Source organism: Lacrimispora sp. (assembly GCF_036758025.1).
Lineage (GTDB): Bacteria > Bacillota > Clostridia > Lachnospirales > Lachnospiraceae > Lacrimispora.
The window spans coordinates 1-16,081 of sequence record NZ_DAIOXM010000017.1; the positions used below are offsets into that span (position 1 = coordinate 1).

A 16,081-nucleotide genomic window follows, 5' to 3' on the forward strand; every position below is an offset into this window, starting at 1 on the left:
CCGCCGTTTTCAGCGGCGAGTTATATCATAACAAAGGAGGAGACAAATGTCAACATTTATTTTACATTATTTTTACATTATTTTCAAATCCCATAATTATCATATCATGAGCATTATATTAAAGCTGAAAACTCCTTCACGGACATAAAAATCATTCAATTCAATTCTGCCTGCAAATACAAAAAGAAGGAACTGTAAATGACAAAGCTTTGGATATTTTCTCACTTGCATTTCATCACTCTGGTAACCTGTTTTTATTTCTGTAATCTTTTTATTTATTTTAGTAACCAAAAGCAGCTCTTATGTTATATTTTTCCTGCCTTATGTCGATATAATAAATAAGAGAACATAAAAATCAGGCATTACATACAAAACAATTATTACTGAAAACAGAACAGGAATCCAGTATTGCCCTTTCGCCTGTTCATTCAAAAGAAAAACTGACATTATATTACGTTAGGGGAGAAAATAATGAAAGAAAAAAACAGAAAAGGATTATTCGGCCTTTTTCAAAATGCAAAACGCTCCTCCCAAGATTCGGAGGAAGCCCAAAATTCTTCTGCCGTTTCACTGGAGGAGGCTGTTAAAGAAACTTTTGAAGAGACACCCATTGGCGGGAACGATCAGACAAGTTCTTCAGCAACACCTCTTAAAGACGATGAACCGGCGGTCTCCTCCCCATCTATATGGGAACCTTCCGATGATCCGCTTCTTATCCGCATTAATGAAGATGTATTAAACATCGAATGCAGTCAGTTCACAACAAAAACCAGTTCCCTTTCAAATGTCTTTAAGCGTACCGCTTCTGTTTCCCAGGAAGGGGAAGGCACTGAACCAACTCCCAGGGATGCTCAGCCCCATCTTTATATTTCAAAGGATGGCATGGCAGCATGGATATATGTTATACCCCCATTCAACAATGGACGGGACATAAGTGAAAAGGATTTAAGGGCAGTCCTTTCACAAAATCGTGTGAAAACCGGCATTCTGGAGGACGCTTTCCAATCAATTGCAAATGACCTTATTTATGATCAGTCTGTACTGGTTGCAAAGGGAACACTGGCCCGTAACGGAGTTGACGGTTCCATCAATGATCGTTATAAGCGGGTTCTCCACCTTGAATTCGAAGAGGATGAAAAAGGCTCTGTAGATTATAAGCACCTGAATAATATCCAATCCATAAAAGAGGGAGAGGCAATATGCGAAATCACCAGGGCTGTACCGGGTCAAAACGGTATCACCGTAACAGGAATTCCCTATCCCTGTACCATCAAAGGAACTGAATTCCCCGTACCTGTCGGACGCAATACAGTACTTAATAAAGAAGGAACTCTTCTGATTTCCCAGAAAACAGGCCATGTCACATTTGCAAACGGCAAATTTCATGTGGACCCTATTCTTAAGATCAACGGCAACATCGACAACAGTACCGGAAACCTGGACTATGACGGAGATATTTTCATCAGCGGAGATGTCAGAAACGGTTTTTCCATAAAAGCCACCGGAAGTATTGACATCCGGGGATCTGTGGAAGGTGCCGTTATTACAGCCGGCGGTCCTATTACCATTGCCAGCGGCATGTCAGGAAATGGAAAAGGGGTACTGACCTCTGAATCTCATATAAAATGCCGGTATCTGGAACATTGCACTGTATCAGCCGGCGGAAACGTATATGCAGAAAGCATTATTAACTCCAAGGTGAAATGCGGCCAGGACATTGTGGTGACCTCAGGTATGGGAGCTATCATAGGAGGAACTCTTCTGGCCGCCAGCAATATCAATGCCCGTATAATCGGCTCCAAGGTTCGAAGGCTGATTACGGAACTGGTCATTGCCAACATTCCGAAAAGCGTGGAAGAATCAGAAAAGCTGACCAGAGAATTGGAACAGCTCCACTATAATATGTCTGAAGTAAAGAAAAATATTAATTATCTGGAAAACTCCCAGCGAGCGGACAAAGAACAATTATTGGAACGTCTGAAACAGGCAGAGGAATATTTAAATATCAGGGAGCAGGGAATTAACAATCGTTTAGAAGAAATCGCCGCGGATACTGCGGTTCAGACAGGATTGATTCAATGCCAGCAGCTCCTTCCAGTGGTTCGCATTCGAATGGGTGCTTCCGTCCTTTTAATTCAGGAGGAATATTCCAAAAGCTTGATTTACAAAAATAATGAAGGCGAGATTGTTATTGGAAGTAATTAGAGGAGGGACGTTTTATGAAAAGAAAAATTATGATTGTTGATGATTCAATCGTAACGCGTAGTGAGATCGAACAGTTACTGACAGGAACAGACTTCGATGTGATCGGCCAGTACCGGAGCGGTGAAGAAGCTTTGGAAGCTTATGAAAGGGAAAAACCTGATATTGTTACCATGGATATCATCATGCCGGGCATTGACGGAATCGAAACTTCCCGGCGCTTATTAGAACGCTATCCCGACGCAAGAATCATTATCATCAGTTCCCTGGTCTATAATCAAACACTTGAAATGGTAAAATCTCTGGGGCCGTCTATCCCCTTTGTATTTAAACCTATAAAGAAATCTTATTTTATATCTGCTTTGCTTAAGGTATGTGATACTCTTCCGAGGTAGGTATGTTATTTATAAAAAATGACTGCTGCAAATAAAACTTTATTTTGCAGCAGTCATTTTTAATTCTTAGAAAAACATGGACCCAGACGTTAGATCATCTTCCTCAGACGACTGACCGCCAATTCCGGCAGAAGCCATCTGCATCCGCATTTTCATCAACTCAATGAAATAGAGATAATCCGATTTATCCCATGTCTGGTCACCAATCGATTCATCTGTAAGGTGAATTTGCCCGTAAGGCAAAGAGAGGACCTCCTGGGGAGAAAAACCGGTTGAAAAAGCATTCATAAAACTGACCGGCTCTGACCGGCTGTATGAAGGAGCACTTAATGCAGCTTCTCCCTCTCCCATATAATTCATGATTTTGGCAACATACTCTCTGGTTTCCTTAAAGGGAGGAATGCCGCCGTATTTCTGCACATTGTTGGGACCTGCGTTATATGCCGCCAGGGCAAATTCAACATTCCCGTTATAGCGGTCCAGATTTTCCCTTAAGTATTTAGCGCCTCCCATAATATTGCTCCGGGCATCATAAGGGTCAGACACTCCCAAAGATCTGGCAGTAGATGGCATCAACTGCATCACTCCTGCTGCTCCTGCTTTTGAGGTGGCAGAAGGGTTAAAATTTGACTCCGCCTTGGCAACTGCCTTTAAAAGCTTTTCAGAAATCCCGTATTTTCTTGAAGCCTCTGAAAACATCTCATTTAAATTTTCCGGAACCTTTAAAGCTGATTTCAACGCCTGCTTAAAACTTCCTTTGGAAGCCGTCACCTTATGCTCTTTCTGCCCTGCATCAACCTTTGCAAAAGCAGACAATTTTAACTGGTCTATGGTTGTCAAAACACAATCCTCCTAAATTCAACAATTCCCACTTTAAGGAATCCATCTGCCGGAAGCATCCACCCAATAGCTTCCCACGTTAGTGCTGCTGGCCATGCTTCCATCGTCATACAGATAATACCATACTCCCGGCTGAGGCTGTATCCAGCTTGTCAGCATTTCCCCGCCTGCCGGGTTTAAGTAATACCACTTTCCATTTATAAACTGCCAGCCTGTAGTCAGCTTTCCATCACCGGGATTTAAGTAATACCACCTCTGGCCTGACAAAAGCCAGCCAGTCTGGCGAATTCCATTTCCGTCAAAATAATACCAGTCATTTAAAATCTGCTTCCAGCTATTTGTGGGAACTCCTCCGTCTTCCTGCTTGTAGGTGTCTCCCTTCCAGGTGCCTGCCGTGTCCCCGTCATATTCCATGATTACATCACTTGATGTAATGTAATCTCCCTCCTTCATATACTTGCGGTCTTCGGAGGTAAAGCCAATGGCTTTGACTTCATAGTAATAAACTGCATTTTTGTCCATATATTCAGAAAGGTCCGCCATATAGGTTCCTACTGAAATTCGTTTTTTCAGCTTGTCATCGGCATAAAGAGACACCTGATAGCCGGTTGCAAACTCCACCTTTTTCCAGACAGCCTTTGTCTTATTGCTGTCACTCCAGCCGGCAGCGGCAGTATTGCCTAACTTTACCACCGGGACATAATCCACCTTTATTTCAAGAGTATTGTTATCCACGGCCTTGGCAGAGACAAATTTGGCTCCTGTGATCTTGCACTCGGAGCGGTTGTAGGAATCGGCAAATACCATGTTCTCCGATGTAAGGAAAACGCTGACCCTTTCATTCTTGCCTGCCTTCCATTTTTCCAGATCCCGTTTCCAGACCACGTCTCCGACGGACGCACCTGAAACTGTTGTCTTAATTTCCGGCATCAGAATTTCCTGATCGCCGAATTCACTGGTAAATGTAAGATTTACACTGCGGATTACCACTGATTCAGCGCCATAGACCCTGACTGGCACAAGAATTGCCAGAACCAGGATTGCCGCTGCTAAAAAAAAGGTTTCCAGTTTTCTCATCTCGATTTTTTTCATTGCACCCATACTCCATCTTCATTGACAGGGAAACCGTCAATAACCCGGTTGACAGCCATGGTTCCATCCTGATTGAAATAGCGCCAAAATCCGTCGATCCTCTGCCAGCCTGTCACCATCACTCCGTCTTCATCTGTATAATAAGTCTGTTCGTTGCGGACAATCCACCCCTTTAACATGGCTCCCTCTAAGCTGCCCTGCAGCGTATTGAGATAATACCATCTTCCGGCTTCATTAAGCCAGCCCTTCTGCATGGCTCCCTGGGCTGTAAAGCAGTAATAATAGCCGTCTATCACCTGCCATCCGGTGGCTGCCGCGCCCATAGGAGCTGCATACCCATTATCCGGATAAAAGTAATACCATGTGTCGCCGATTTTATTCCAGCCTTTAACCATGGCTCCCTGGGAATCCATGTAATAAATATCTCCGCCTGATAAGAACCAACCGGTCACCATCTTTCCTTCCCGGTCAAACCGGTACCAGACTCCGTCAAGGACCAGCCAGGAATCAGCATGGACAGTTCCGTCTCCATACCGGTAATACCAGATGCCGGACTGCTGCTCCCAGCCTTCCTTAGCCTGTGCATCTGCCGGAACTCCAGGAAGTCTGTCGGCCTCTTTTCCGGTTCCATCCGATACATCCCGGTCTCTGATCACCAGTTCATCGGACTCCACCCAGCCGCTTTTCTTTCCGTTCTTTAACTCATCCTGTTTATAAGGAACGGAACGGATTTTAAAATAATAAGTGCCCTCCTCCGTCATGTACGGATAGAAGTTATATGTAGTGGCCTTTACCTGCTCTTTTTTCAAAATGACAGATTTTCCACGATACAGCCACAGTTCATAGGCTCCCGAAGTATTATCTCCCTTTTCCCATACAGCATGTCCAAGCCTTGTGTCTTTCCAGCCCACATCCTCAGGCTCCGCATACAGTCCTTTAATGGCTTTGACCCTTAAAGTCACCACCAGATCGCTTCCGTTTCTTCTGGCACTGACATAGGAACCGCCATTGACTTTAATTTTGGAGGCCTCATAAGAAGATTTAAAGTAAGCATCGTATTCGTCAGAAGGAGTGAGGGTGACACTCATCCTCGGTTCCTCACCAATGGTCATATTCTTTGAAGTGGATGTGACCCATTCCGCATCAATGACCTTATACTGCTTTCCTCCTGATGTCACATAGGCTTCCCCATCTGTTTTATCAATCTGGATATCCGGCAAACGGTCTCCTGCCTCGATATTCAGTCCCACCTTAATGCTGACTGAATTGATGGACTCGGATGCCATTGCCTTACCGGGAACGAGGGCCAGGCAAACAGCCAGAATCAGGCTTGCTGCCGAAACTCTCTTTTTGATTTTCATGTAATCACTCCTTTATATAGTGTTGTAATTACTATTTTACCATAAAAAACCAATTCTCAATCTTACGGTTTTCTTTCCATGCTTACAAAATACTAACATTAAAAATGGAATTAGTCAAATTTGTAATACTATAATATGGTAAAAACACAATGAAAAAAAGAAGTGTTACAGGGTCTTTCTTCTTTTAAGCTGCTCCTGGAAGGTGAACTTCCGTACCAGAGATTCCTGGTAGGTGGTCATATCAAAAAAACGGCTTCCATACCGGAAATATGGCTCCTCCTCTACTTTGGACAGACTTTCAGCCCACAGCACCTGGCCCTTCAGCCTTGTGCAGCCTGTATCCGTATCAAAAAGAAATGAATAGATCTGATCTACCATCAATTGATGTTTTGATTCAAATCCAATTCCGCCTGCGCTGACATCCTTTATTTTGGCATTTACCTGGATTACCATTCCATCTGGGTCTGCAATTTCCATTATAATAGGAAGAGAAACCTTAACCTTTAAGTCCCGTCTTCTCTGTTCCGTTCCCATCATTTCATCAATACGACATGGAACCTTATAAATGGCACTGCCAATTTCCCCTACTTCTTCTCCAGTGATCTTCACCCTTGCAGATAAGCTGCATTTGCATGTGACAAGGCCCTGTATTCCGTCATAAAACACAACTACGCTGTCTATGTTCACCTTATCCATATCCTCTTCCTCAAATATGAGGCCAATGCTGTCACTATGGGCATCCACCACTCTCACTTCTGCAAGGAAAACTCCATTTAAAGAATAAATACACGCTTTTTCACATTCATTAAACATCATTCTACTCCACCATTTCTTCTCTTATTGGTTCTTCTTCCGTATCTTCCACTGTTTCCTCCGGTTCGGCTTCTTTTGGCTCTGCCGGCGTACCGGGCGCATAATTTAAAAAGTAGACATAGATATCCACGATGGCCTGATACAGTTCATCCGGTATCTGACTCCCAAGTTCAAGCTGGGTCAAAAGAGTTGCGAGGGAGTTGTCCTCGTAAACGGGAACGCCGTTTTCATTGGCTGTTTCTACGATTTTCTCGGCCATGTACCCCATTCCGGAAGCCACAATCACAGGCGCCGAATTCTTTGCCTCATCATATTTTAAAGCTACCGCTTTTTTATTCAGTGTATTTTTAAATTCTGACATCGACTGAACTCATCCTTTCCTGGATTTTAGGAAACACTTCCAGAGGAGAGGAGGGTCCGCCTCCTGCCTGGAGATAAACATTCTCTGCCCGGAAATGATGCCGTTCAAGAATGGCTTTAATTCCCTTTTGAATGCCTGCTTCTGATTTTTGCAGCTTTTCCGGATAAAAAAGCTGGAGAGAGGCCGCTTGATTCCCATAAAGCAGGATCAGCTTAAACTGTCCCAGATCCCTGATATCGAATTTCACGAAGAGCCTGGCGGTGTGCCTTACACCTGCCTGGGTGCTGCTGCCTGACTCATCAGGATCAATCCACATTTCCGAAAACATTTTCCGGCCGTCTATCTCCACCGGAAATGCCAGATGCAAAAGGGGCATATAGACGCTCTCATTTAAGACCATGGACTGGAGCATGCTCTGAAATGCCTGCTTGTTCTCAAGCCCTGTTCCTCCGCTTATGCCTGTCCTTAAAAAATCCACAAACTTATCCGCCCACTGGTTTTTTCCGGCAGCCTTATCCATGTCCACCTGATCCAGCATCTGGTCAAACTGTTCTGTCGTCATGTCACCGAAGAACTTCCGGAAGCCCTGATAGCCTGCAAGCCTGGAAAATGACTGTAAAACCTCCTGCCTGCTGCCGTTCTCATATCTGGCCATGAGAATGGTCAAAAGGGATATCTTGTCCCTTATGGCGCCCATATCGTGGCTGTTTGCCACATAGCGTGCAAAGAAGGGAAGAATCTTTTCCTTTAAAAGGGCACTGTTTTCCCCAGTCTCTCCCTGGGGTGCTGCCATATCCAACTCCTGCAGCAGAGCGTCAATCTCCTCCCTGGTCTGTCTGAAAACATATGCCTCCATATCCTTTATGGTATTAAATATATCATGAAGTAGGTGCTTTCCGGAAGACATATCGTTAAATTTCTTAATAAAATCTAAAATTTCTGCTTTTAAGTCTATGGAATTAGTCTCTGCCATAGCACCCCGCAGCCTGTCAAAGATGCCTCCGCTGAAACGGACCGATGATTCCGCCTGTTCTTTTAAAAAAGGAAAGATCTCTTCCCCTTCCATCTGTGCCGCCTCAAAAAAAGAAGCAATCTGCTGTGCGGCATCATCTCCCATGACTCCGCCTGTCAGCATCTCTTCTCCCTGAAAAAAAATATCGGTAAATATAGCCGACATATCCGGCATGCTTTTTACCATACTGAGAAATGCACCAAAATTGGAACCATACCGGAAGGCAAGCTGCTGCTCCCCGTTTCTTCCGGCATCAGTCCTGTTGTCCCCCCGCATGACCCTGGTGGGGTCAATGGGATTCTGGATCTGGGTCCCCTGACCGGCCTGGGGCGGGGTCTTGATCGTTGTATTATCGTAACCCGAAAGAGGGGTGGTTACTTTTAAAATATCTGCCATAATATGCCTCCATTTAACTGCTGATTCATATATTTTTCAAAAGGATACTGAATTTACTATTATCTTTTAGTCAGCCATACCGATAAACATATATATACTAAACTAGACAAGGCGGTGTAGATATTATGGATAATGGCATGGATAATATGCTTGATATGTATCTCTTTGAAACCAATTCCCTACTGGAGCAATTAGATGAACTCCTGATAGAAGCCGAAAAAGCAGGCGATTTTACAGTGGATGATGTGAATGAAATCTTTCGTATCATGCACACTGTCAAAGGTTCCTCTGCAATGATGGAATTCTCTTCTTTAATGCAGATCGCCCATCACATTGAAGATTTATTCTTTTTCATCCGTGAAAACGGTCTGGACTCTCTGGACAGTTCTCACAAAAGCATTCTTTTTGACCTGATGTTCCGTTCTACGGATATGCTTCGTGCTGAGGTTTCAAAGGTTGAAAATAACAAGCCGCTTAGTGATAATGTCGACAATCTGACCCAGGAAATTAATAGCTTTCTGAAAAAAATCAGCAAGGAGAACCATTCTGCCGGCAAAGAAGAAAAACCTTCTGAAGCTGTCAAGGTGCAGGAAACTTCCCAGCAGGCTTCTGACTTGGCATCCCTTGCTTCTGCCGCCACTCTGGAAGAGATCCGTATTGACCTGGCAGAGTGCCCTGATGACCCGGCTGCTTTCTTCCTGCGTATCTTCTTTGATGAGGGATGCGGAATGGAAAATCTCCGGGCTTTTATGCTGATCAGCTCCTTAAAAGAATCCGGGCTGGAGTTTAACTTTTATCCCAGCGACGTGGAGACAAACAGCTTAAGCTGCGGCATCATCATCGAAAAAGGCTTTTTCCTCACCTTCCAGACACGGGAGGAAGCGGATTCAGCCATATCACAGATCAACAATTTAAATAACATCCGTTCCTACGAGCTGATTGAAAACCCACGGACCAAGGCGGCTCCTGTTTCAGAAAAGAAAAGTACTCCGTCAGCCTCTGCTCCGGCTGTCAGGGAAAGTTCCGCGGCGGCAGTCTCACCTGCTGCAAACAACGGTCACCAAATGCCCAGCAAGCAGAACTTAATCAGCGTAAATCTGGCAAAACTGGATAACCTGGTTGCCATCGTAGGTGAAATCGTCATTACAGAATCCATGGTGACCTCTTCTCCTGAGATTCAGAACTTAAAAAATCTTGACAGCTTTTTAAAGGCCACCCGGCAGCTTCGTAAGCTGACCGATGATCTGCAGGATATTGTTATGTCCCTGCGCATGGTGCCTGTATCCGGCGTATTCCAGAAGATGAACCGAATCGTCCGGGATATGAAGCAGAAGCTTAAAAAAGACGTACGTCTGACCATTATCGGTGAAAATACAGAAGTGGACAAGTCCATTGTGGACAGTATCGGTGATCCTATCATGCACATTGTCCGCAACTCCATGGATCATGGAATAGAAGAAACAGCGGAAGAACGTATTGCCGCAGGAAAAGATCCTCAGGGAGAGCTGACCCTCTCTGCAAGCCATACGACCAATGAAGTAATTATCACCATCAGCGATGACGGACGGGGGGCCGATCCTGCAGGAATTCTTGCAAAAGCAAAGAGAAACGGCATTCTCACCAAGTCGGAAAGCGAATACACCCAGAAAGAAATTCTGGCCCTTCTTCTTGCCCCAGGCTTTTCCACCAATGAAGTGGTCACTGAATTCTCCGGCCGGGGAGTTGGCATGGACGTAGTTAAGAAGAACGTGGAAAACATCGGAGGCACCATAAGTATTACCAGTGAATTGGGTAAGGGAATGTGCACTACTTTAAAAATCCCTCTCACCATGGCCATTGTGGACGGTATGGAGATTTCTGTTGGAAAATCAGTCTTTACCATTCCGATTGCAAACATCCGCCAGTCCTTTAAGGTGAAGAATGAGGACGTAATTTACGATACAGAAGGCAATGAGATTGTCAAGTGCATGAACCAGTTCTATCCCATCGTCCGCATTCACAGGCTTTACAATATTGAGACGGAAGTTACAAGCATTGAAGACGGAATCCTGGTTTGGGTGGAATCCGGCGACAAATCTTACTGTCTCTTTGTAGATGACCTTTTAGGCGAGCAGCAGGTTGTTGTAAAGCCCCTTCCGGTATTCTTAAACAGCTTCAATATCAAGGATTCGGGCATCAGCGGCTGTACCATTCTGGGTGACGGCAATATCAGCATTATATTAGATGTTTTGAATCTGTATGCCGCATCACACAACCAGTATTATTAATTGAAATTGGAGGAATACAAATGCCAGCAGAAAATACAGCTACAGCCGAAGATTTTACTTCCGGCCGGACAGAGACCACAGAGCGCTATTTAACGTTCCGCACAGATAACTTAACATTTGGCGTAAGCACTAATTATATTATTGAAATCATTACCAACCATACCATCACAGCCATGCCCATGGTACCGGGCTATGTCAAGGGAATCATCAACTTAAGAGGACAGATCGTTCCCATCATGGATATCCGTTCAAGGCTTGGCAAACCGGACATCGAATACACCAGTTCGAGCTGTATCATCGTCCTGAACGTGGATTCTGTATTTTTAGGAATTATTGTGGATTCCGTGGAACAGGTTCTTGACATCGACTATTCCAGAATCTCACCGGTTCCTGCCAGTAACCGGGAGGAACTGGTCAGCGGTATGATATCCATGCCGGATAATCACGTGGTCCTTCTTCTGGACTGTGAAACCTTAGTCAACAACTCATAAAGGACGGCTATTTTATGTTAACAATTTCGCAGCAGGATTTCATACGGCTGGTAGACTTCGTAAAAAAGAATTACGGTATCGACCTGTCTAAAAAGATGCAGCTTATTATGGGAAGATTGTCAAATACCATCACAGCCATGGGATTTACTTCCTTTACCGACTATGTGGATCACATTCTATCATCAAAGAATCCGGCTGATCTGGAAATAATGCTTAACAAGCTTACCACAAACTACACATATTTCATGCGGGAGGAAGCGCATTTTAAGTTCTTTCGTGATACTATTCTTCCTTATTTATTAAGTACTAAAAAGAACAAGGTCTTAAGTATCTGGAGCGCCGGCTGCTCTTCCGGCGAAGAGCCTTATACTATTTCCATGATCACCAAGGAGGCCCTGGGGGCGCAAGCCGCCCTCTGGGACACCAGGGTGCTGGCTACGGATATTTCTCAGAACGCCTTAAAGGCTGCAAAGGAAGCAGTGTATGACGGGGAATCCTTAAAAAACCTTTCTCCTGAGTGGAGAGCCAAATACTTTGTCAAAACCAAGGAACAGAACTTGTACTCCGTTTCCCCAGCAATCAAATCAAATGTCATTTTTCAAACCTTTAACCTGATGGACCCCATCCGGTTCCGGCTGAAATTTGATGTGATTTTCTGCAGAAATGTCATGATTTATTTTGACCAGAACACCAAAGATGGTTTGATCCAGCGTTTTTACGATGCAACTGCTCCGGGAGGATACTTACTCATCGGACATTCCGAAACAATCAACAAAGAAAAGACCGCTTACCGGTATTTGATGCCGGCCACCTATCGAAAAGAATGATCTGCGTAATATAAAATCTATTTACTGTTGCCAAAGCTATACGCTTCAGTAAATGGATTTTATATTACACGGATTGCTGAAAGGAATTTGGATTCGCCTTCGGCTTAATAACAGGAGGAATAAATTATGATGAATAAAATTCGGGTTTTCATAGTAGATGATTCCCTGCTGTTTCGCAAGGTATTGATCGATAATCTCTCTAAAAATCCCAACATAGAAGTAATCGGATATGCAGTTGACGCATTCGACGCTGAACGCAAGATTCCTGCGTTAAAGCCGGACGTAGTCACCCTGGATGTGGAAATGCCCAGGGTCAATGGCATAGAATTCGTGAAAAAACTTCTTCCAAAATATCCCGTTCCGGTTATTTTGGTTTCTTCTCTCAATTTAAACGTGTTTGAGGCCCTCTCTGCAGGCGCCGTGGATTTTGTCAGAAAGCCTGACATGTCCAGCAGCAATTCTGCCGGCACATTTTTAAATACGTTAATCAGTAAGATTTTTATCGCCTCCCGGGCTGTTATCAAAGTTCCCGCGGCTTCTCCGGCTCCTAAGGAAGCCGTGAGAGTTCCAATGGGGAAAGCAGCTTTCAGCCTGAACGCCAGCAATACCATCATCGCTATAGGCGCTTCTACGGGCGGAACAGAAGCCACGCTGCAAGTCCTTAAGGAGCTCCCTGCGGACACTCCTGGAATTGTTGTGACCCAGCACATGCCGGAAGGCTTTACCAAAATGTATGCAGACCGCTTAAACCGCCTCTGCGCCATGAGCGTAAAAGAAGCCAAAAGCGGAGATGCTATTGAAAGGGGACAGGTTCTCATCGCCCCAGGCGACCTTCAGATGAAGGTGGTTAAAACAGGAAGCCGTTACACAGTAAACTGCTATTCAGGAGAAAAGGTAAGCGGGCACCGTCCCTCTGTGGATGTGCTGTTCCAGTCTGTTGCCGATACCGCCGGGGCCTCTTCCGTTGGAATTATTATGACCGGAATGGGCAGGGATGGAGCAAGCGGACTTCTCAGCATGAGAAAAAAGGGAGCATTTACCATCGGACAGGATGCGGAAAGCTGCGTTGTTTACGGAATGCCTATGGTAGCCTACAATATTGGGGCTGTGACCAGGCAGGTTTCCTGTTCAGGCATTGCAGGAGTATTGATGAAGCATTTAAGTTCACTATAATTTAATAAATTCCATTGCGTAAAGTTAATATTTCGTTTAAATTGACGATATTATAAATGTAATCAAAAAACAGCAGCATTTCCAAGTCTCTTAGAAAGGAGTAAAAAATGCGTATCTCTACGAACTATCTCAATACGCTGTATAATACCTCCATGACACGACAAAATCAGAATGAAATCAGCCCTTCTGAATCCGGAAAAAACAATTACGATGAAATTACTATCCGCTTTGCTTCTCCGGAAGCAAGGGATTCTAAATTTGCCTCAACCCTCAAAAATGTACTTATGAACGAAATCAGACAAACCCCTTCGGAGGAAAAGCTGGACCTTTTAAAGCAGAGGATTGAAAACGGAACCTATCAGGTAGATGCCAATAAGATCGCCGAAAGGATTCTTTTATACAAAGGAGCGGATTCCAATGAATGAATTTATCGCTGTAATTGAAGAACTGATCCAGTTATTTCAGAAGCTGACTGAAATTGAGCAGGTAAAACTGGAGGCCGCTAAAAAGAACCGTGTCACTTATGTGGAAGACTGTATGAATCAGGAACAGGCCGCCATATTAAAGCTGAGAGGTCTTGACAAGAAGCGGGAACAATGCCAGGAACGGCTTGGCTTTAAAGGATATACCTTTCAGCAGATTCTTTCGGAGGTGCCGGAAGACGGACATAACCGCCTGAAAGAACTGTTTGACCGGCTCTCCTATCAGGTCAAGCTGTTCCAGGATATAAGTGACAGCGCACGTACTATGATTGAGATAAATCTACACATGATAAATAAGGCCATTCAAAGTTCCCAGAATGAAGTGGCTCCAGATAAAGCGAAGTGGGAGGGACTACTATGACACGTTCTACCTTTGCCGGTTTTACTACCGCACACCTGGCCATGGCAGCCAGTCAGCGGGCTATTGATGTAACCGGACAAAATATAGCAAATATTAATACAAAAGGCTACACGAGACAGAGAGTGGATTTGGTAAGCTTTAATACACGTGGCGGCGATTCTATGAGCACGGCTGCCAGTTCCAAAATCGGTTATGGTGTTGAAATTACGGGTATTTCACAGATCAGAGATCCTTTTCTCGATGTCCAGTTCCGCAACCAGATTGCCAAGGTGGGGACTGCTGATGCTAAACAGGCTACTTTAGATCAGTTGGCTAATATCTTTGATGAAACAGATAAGGCAGCTCTAAAACAGGCTCTCAGCGATTTAAGCAGCAGCTTGGACAAGCTCTCCTCCAATGCAAACAGCAGGGAGTTTGACAGCATCGTCCGTTCTCGATTTCAGGTAATTGTGGACTACATACACCAGAAATCAGCTGACTTAAAAACAGTCAGAGAGGAAACCATCAGCGGCTTGGAGAGTACGGATATTCCTGTTGTCAATAATCTTCTTTCCGACATCGGCAAGTTAAATGATGCCATTTGGAAGAGCCAGGTACAGGGCAATCCCTCTCTGGAACTTCTTGATGAAAGAAATAATAAGCTTGATGAATTGGCCGGCTATCTTCCGATCTCTGTAACATATAAGGATGTATATGTTTCTAAAGATGTTAAATTCGAATACCCGGAAGTGAAATTCAGAGCTGGCAATGGCATGACCTATAATCTCACTGGTGGAGAGCACGGTGAGAACTATGCTTCGGTCATCTTGGAACGAAATAAAGGAGCAGACAACGAACCAAATGGAAAAGTTTCTATCTTTTTGATTCCAGCCAGTGATTTTCCCATGGGCTCAGATGTAAGTGCTTTAAAAACCGAAGATCTTTCTGATTATTTAAGAGAAGGTTCCTTAAAAGGAACTGTAGATGCTTTAAATAAATCTGGAGAATTGGACAGTCCTTCTACCGATTTCAGAGGTATTGGTTATTATGAAAAAGCCTTTGAGACCTTTGTTCAGGTATTTGCAAAGACGTTCAATGATTTGAACGGGGGCATGCGGCCTTATACAAGTGTAAATCCTCCGCCCAAAGGAGGGAGTGTATCAAAAAATGACAGTAATTTTGCGGTCTTCAGCGTAGATTTCTCAGAGACTTCCGGAAACTTTTCAGATGGGGAGACCATTAAAATTAATGGAACCACATTTACTTTTAAAAATACACCATCCGGTCCAAATGAGATAGCGATTGGATCAACTATGGAAGATAGCATGAATACTCTGCTCACTTCCCTGAATACCTCACCGAATAATAGCATGACAGTAAATACCATTTCAGATACGGGTACCTGGACGTTGTCGGGAAAAAAATTGACATGGACCGGCACAACCGATTTGGGTAGTGCATCTATAAGCAGTTTCAAGGAACATGATGGAGTGAATAATGTAGCTCTCGTTTACGAAGCAAACCCATCTAACCTCAGAAACTTCGATTTATTCCGGACCTCTGATGGAGACACTACCTTTACTGCTTCTAATATTAAGATATCCGATGACTGGATGAACAATACCATTTACATTATTTCTTCTCAAGAAAAAGGGGCAGGAACCTCTGCCAATGATAATATACTTAAAATGCTGAAAGCCCTGACCGATGAACGGGTATTCAAATATGAACATACTGCAGGAGATATTCCTTACTATACAGGAAACTTCTTCCAGTGCTATTCAAATCTGGAAAACACCCAGGGTATTGACAGTTCTTCCAACAGTGCTGTTCTCACCAACCACATAGCCGTGCTTGCACAAACATCAGACAGCAAAGACTCTGTATCAGGTGTTTCCTTAGATGAAGAAGGCATTAGTCTGATGCAGTACCAGAGATCCTTTTCTGCTGCTGCCCGTCTGATGACAACCCTTGACGAGGCATTGAATACACTAATCAATAATACCGGCATCGTAGGACGCTAAACAAA

The 16,081-nt window shown here is 44.1% G+C and carries 15 protein-coding genes; 9 read left to right on the top strand and 6 right to left on the bottom strand.

Translation table 11 applies throughout. The features are described 5' to 3' along the window. Window positions 1-471 precede the first annotated feature (471 nt). Both V7M78_RS14335 and V7M78_RS14340 read left to right on the top strand, forming a co-directional pair. Window positions 472-2,205, top strand: coding sequence for a DUF342 domain-containing protein (locus V7M78_RS14335; RefSeq protein WP_333650705.1), 1,734 nt, complete (start codon window positions 472-474; stop codon window positions 2,203-2,205). A 14-nt stretch (window positions 2,206-2,219) separates the two neighbouring features. Beyond that, the gene (locus tag V7M78_RS14340) at window positions 2,220-2,597 is read left to right on the top strand and encodes a response regulator transcription factor (protein WP_333650707.1); all 378 of its coding nucleotides are present in this window, start codon (window positions 2,220-2,222) and stop codon (window positions 2,595-2,597) included. A 66-nt stretch (window positions 2,598-2,663) separates the two neighbouring features. Here V7M78_RS14340 and V7M78_RS14345 read toward each other — a convergent pair whose 3' ends face one another. From V7M78_RS14345 to V7M78_RS14370, 6 genes are all read right to left on the bottom strand, one after another. Then, window positions 2,664-3,437 (bottom strand): lytic transglycosylase domain-containing protein, encoded by a 774-nt coding sequence (locus tag V7M78_RS14345; protein WP_333650709.1) that lies wholly within the window; start codon window positions 3,435-3,437, stop codon window positions 2,664-2,666. Window positions 3,438-3,470: 33 nt separating this feature from the next. Further along, window positions 3,471-4,529 carry an N-acetylmuramoyl-L-alanine amidase family protein gene (locus V7M78_RS14350; protein ID WP_333650711.1) on the bottom strand — a complete coding sequence of 353 codons (1,059 nt, stop codon included), beginning with the start codon at window positions 4,527-4,529 and terminating at the stop codon, window positions 3,471-3,473. Further along, complete coding sequence (locus V7M78_RS14355; RefSeq protein ID WP_333650713.1) at window positions 4,526-5,890, bottom strand: N-acetylmuramoyl-L-alanine amidase family protein; 1,365 nt, start codon at window positions 5,888-5,890, stop codon at window positions 4,526-4,528. The genes V7M78_RS14350 and V7M78_RS14355 overlap by 4 nt, the downstream gene beginning before the upstream one ends. 165 nt (window positions 5,891-6,055) lie before the next feature. After that, a complete protein-coding gene (locus V7M78_RS14360; RefSeq protein WP_333650715.1) occupies window positions 6,056-6,706 on the bottom strand; it encodes a PilZ domain-containing protein in 651 nt (216 codons plus the stop codon). A 1-nt stretch (window position 6,707) separates the two neighbouring features. After that, window positions 6,708-7,064, bottom strand: a complete 357-nt coding sequence (locus V7M78_RS14365) for an EscU/YscU/HrcU family type III secretion system export apparatus switch protein (RefSeq protein ID WP_333650717.1) — start codon at window positions 7,062-7,064, stop codon at window positions 6,708-6,710. Beyond that, window positions 7,051-8,472 carry a hypothetical protein gene (locus V7M78_RS14370; protein WP_333650719.1) on the bottom strand — a complete coding sequence of 474 codons (1,422 nt, stop codon included), beginning with the start codon at window positions 8,470-8,472 and terminating at the stop codon, window positions 7,051-7,053. Before V7M78_RS14370 ends, V7M78_RS14365 begins: the two co-directional genes overlap by 14 nt. Before the next feature lie 125 nt (window positions 8,473-8,597). Here V7M78_RS14370 and V7M78_RS14375 point away from each other — a divergent pair, with 125 nt between their 5' ends. The 7 genes from V7M78_RS14375 to V7M78_RS14405 all read left to right on the top strand — a co-directional run bounded on the left by V7M78_RS14375 (window position 8,598) and on the right by V7M78_RS14405 (window position 16,076). Further along, a complete protein-coding gene (locus V7M78_RS14375) occupies window positions 8,598-10,739 on the top strand; it encodes a chemotaxis protein CheA (RefSeq protein WP_333650721.1) in 2,142 nt (713 codons plus the stop codon). A 20-nt stretch (window positions 10,740-10,759) separates the two neighbouring features. Further along, window positions 10,760-11,230, top strand: a complete 471-nt coding sequence (locus V7M78_RS14380; RefSeq protein ID WP_333650723.1) for a chemotaxis protein CheW — start codon at window positions 10,760-10,762, stop codon at window positions 11,228-11,230. A gap of 14 nt (window positions 11,231-11,244) precedes the next feature. Beyond that, window positions 11,245-12,057 (top strand): CheR family methyltransferase, encoded by an 813-nt coding sequence (locus tag V7M78_RS14385; RefSeq protein WP_333650725.1) that lies wholly within the window; start codon window positions 11,245-11,247, stop codon window positions 12,055-12,057. A gap of 126 nt (window positions 12,058-12,183) precedes the next feature. Beyond that, window positions 12,184-13,230, top strand: a complete 1,047-nt coding sequence (locus tag V7M78_RS14390) for a protein-glutamate methylesterase/protein-glutamine glutaminase (RefSeq protein ID WP_333650727.1) — start codon at window positions 12,184-12,186, stop codon at window positions 13,228-13,230. A 107-nt stretch (window positions 13,231-13,337) separates the two neighbouring features. Next, on the top strand, window positions 13,338-13,655 hold the full coding sequence (locus tag V7M78_RS14395; RefSeq protein WP_333650729.1) for a flagellar biosynthesis anti-sigma factor FlgM: 318 nt from the start codon (window positions 13,338-13,340) through the stop codon (window positions 13,653-13,655). Next, window positions 13,648-14,073, top strand: coding sequence for a flagellar export chaperone FlgN (flgN, locus tag V7M78_RS14400; protein WP_333650731.1), 426 nt, complete (start codon window positions 13,648-13,650; stop codon window positions 14,071-14,073). Before V7M78_RS14395 ends, flgN begins: the two co-directional genes overlap by 8 nt. Beyond that, the gene (locus V7M78_RS14405; protein ID WP_333650733.1) at window positions 14,070-16,076 is read left to right on the top strand and encodes a flagellar hook-associated protein FlgK; all 2,007 of its coding nucleotides are present in this window, start codon (window positions 14,070-14,072) and stop codon (window positions 16,074-16,076) included. The genes flgN and V7M78_RS14405 overlap by 4 nt, the downstream gene beginning before the upstream one ends. The last annotated feature ends 5 nt before the right edge of the window (window positions 16,077-16,081 follow it).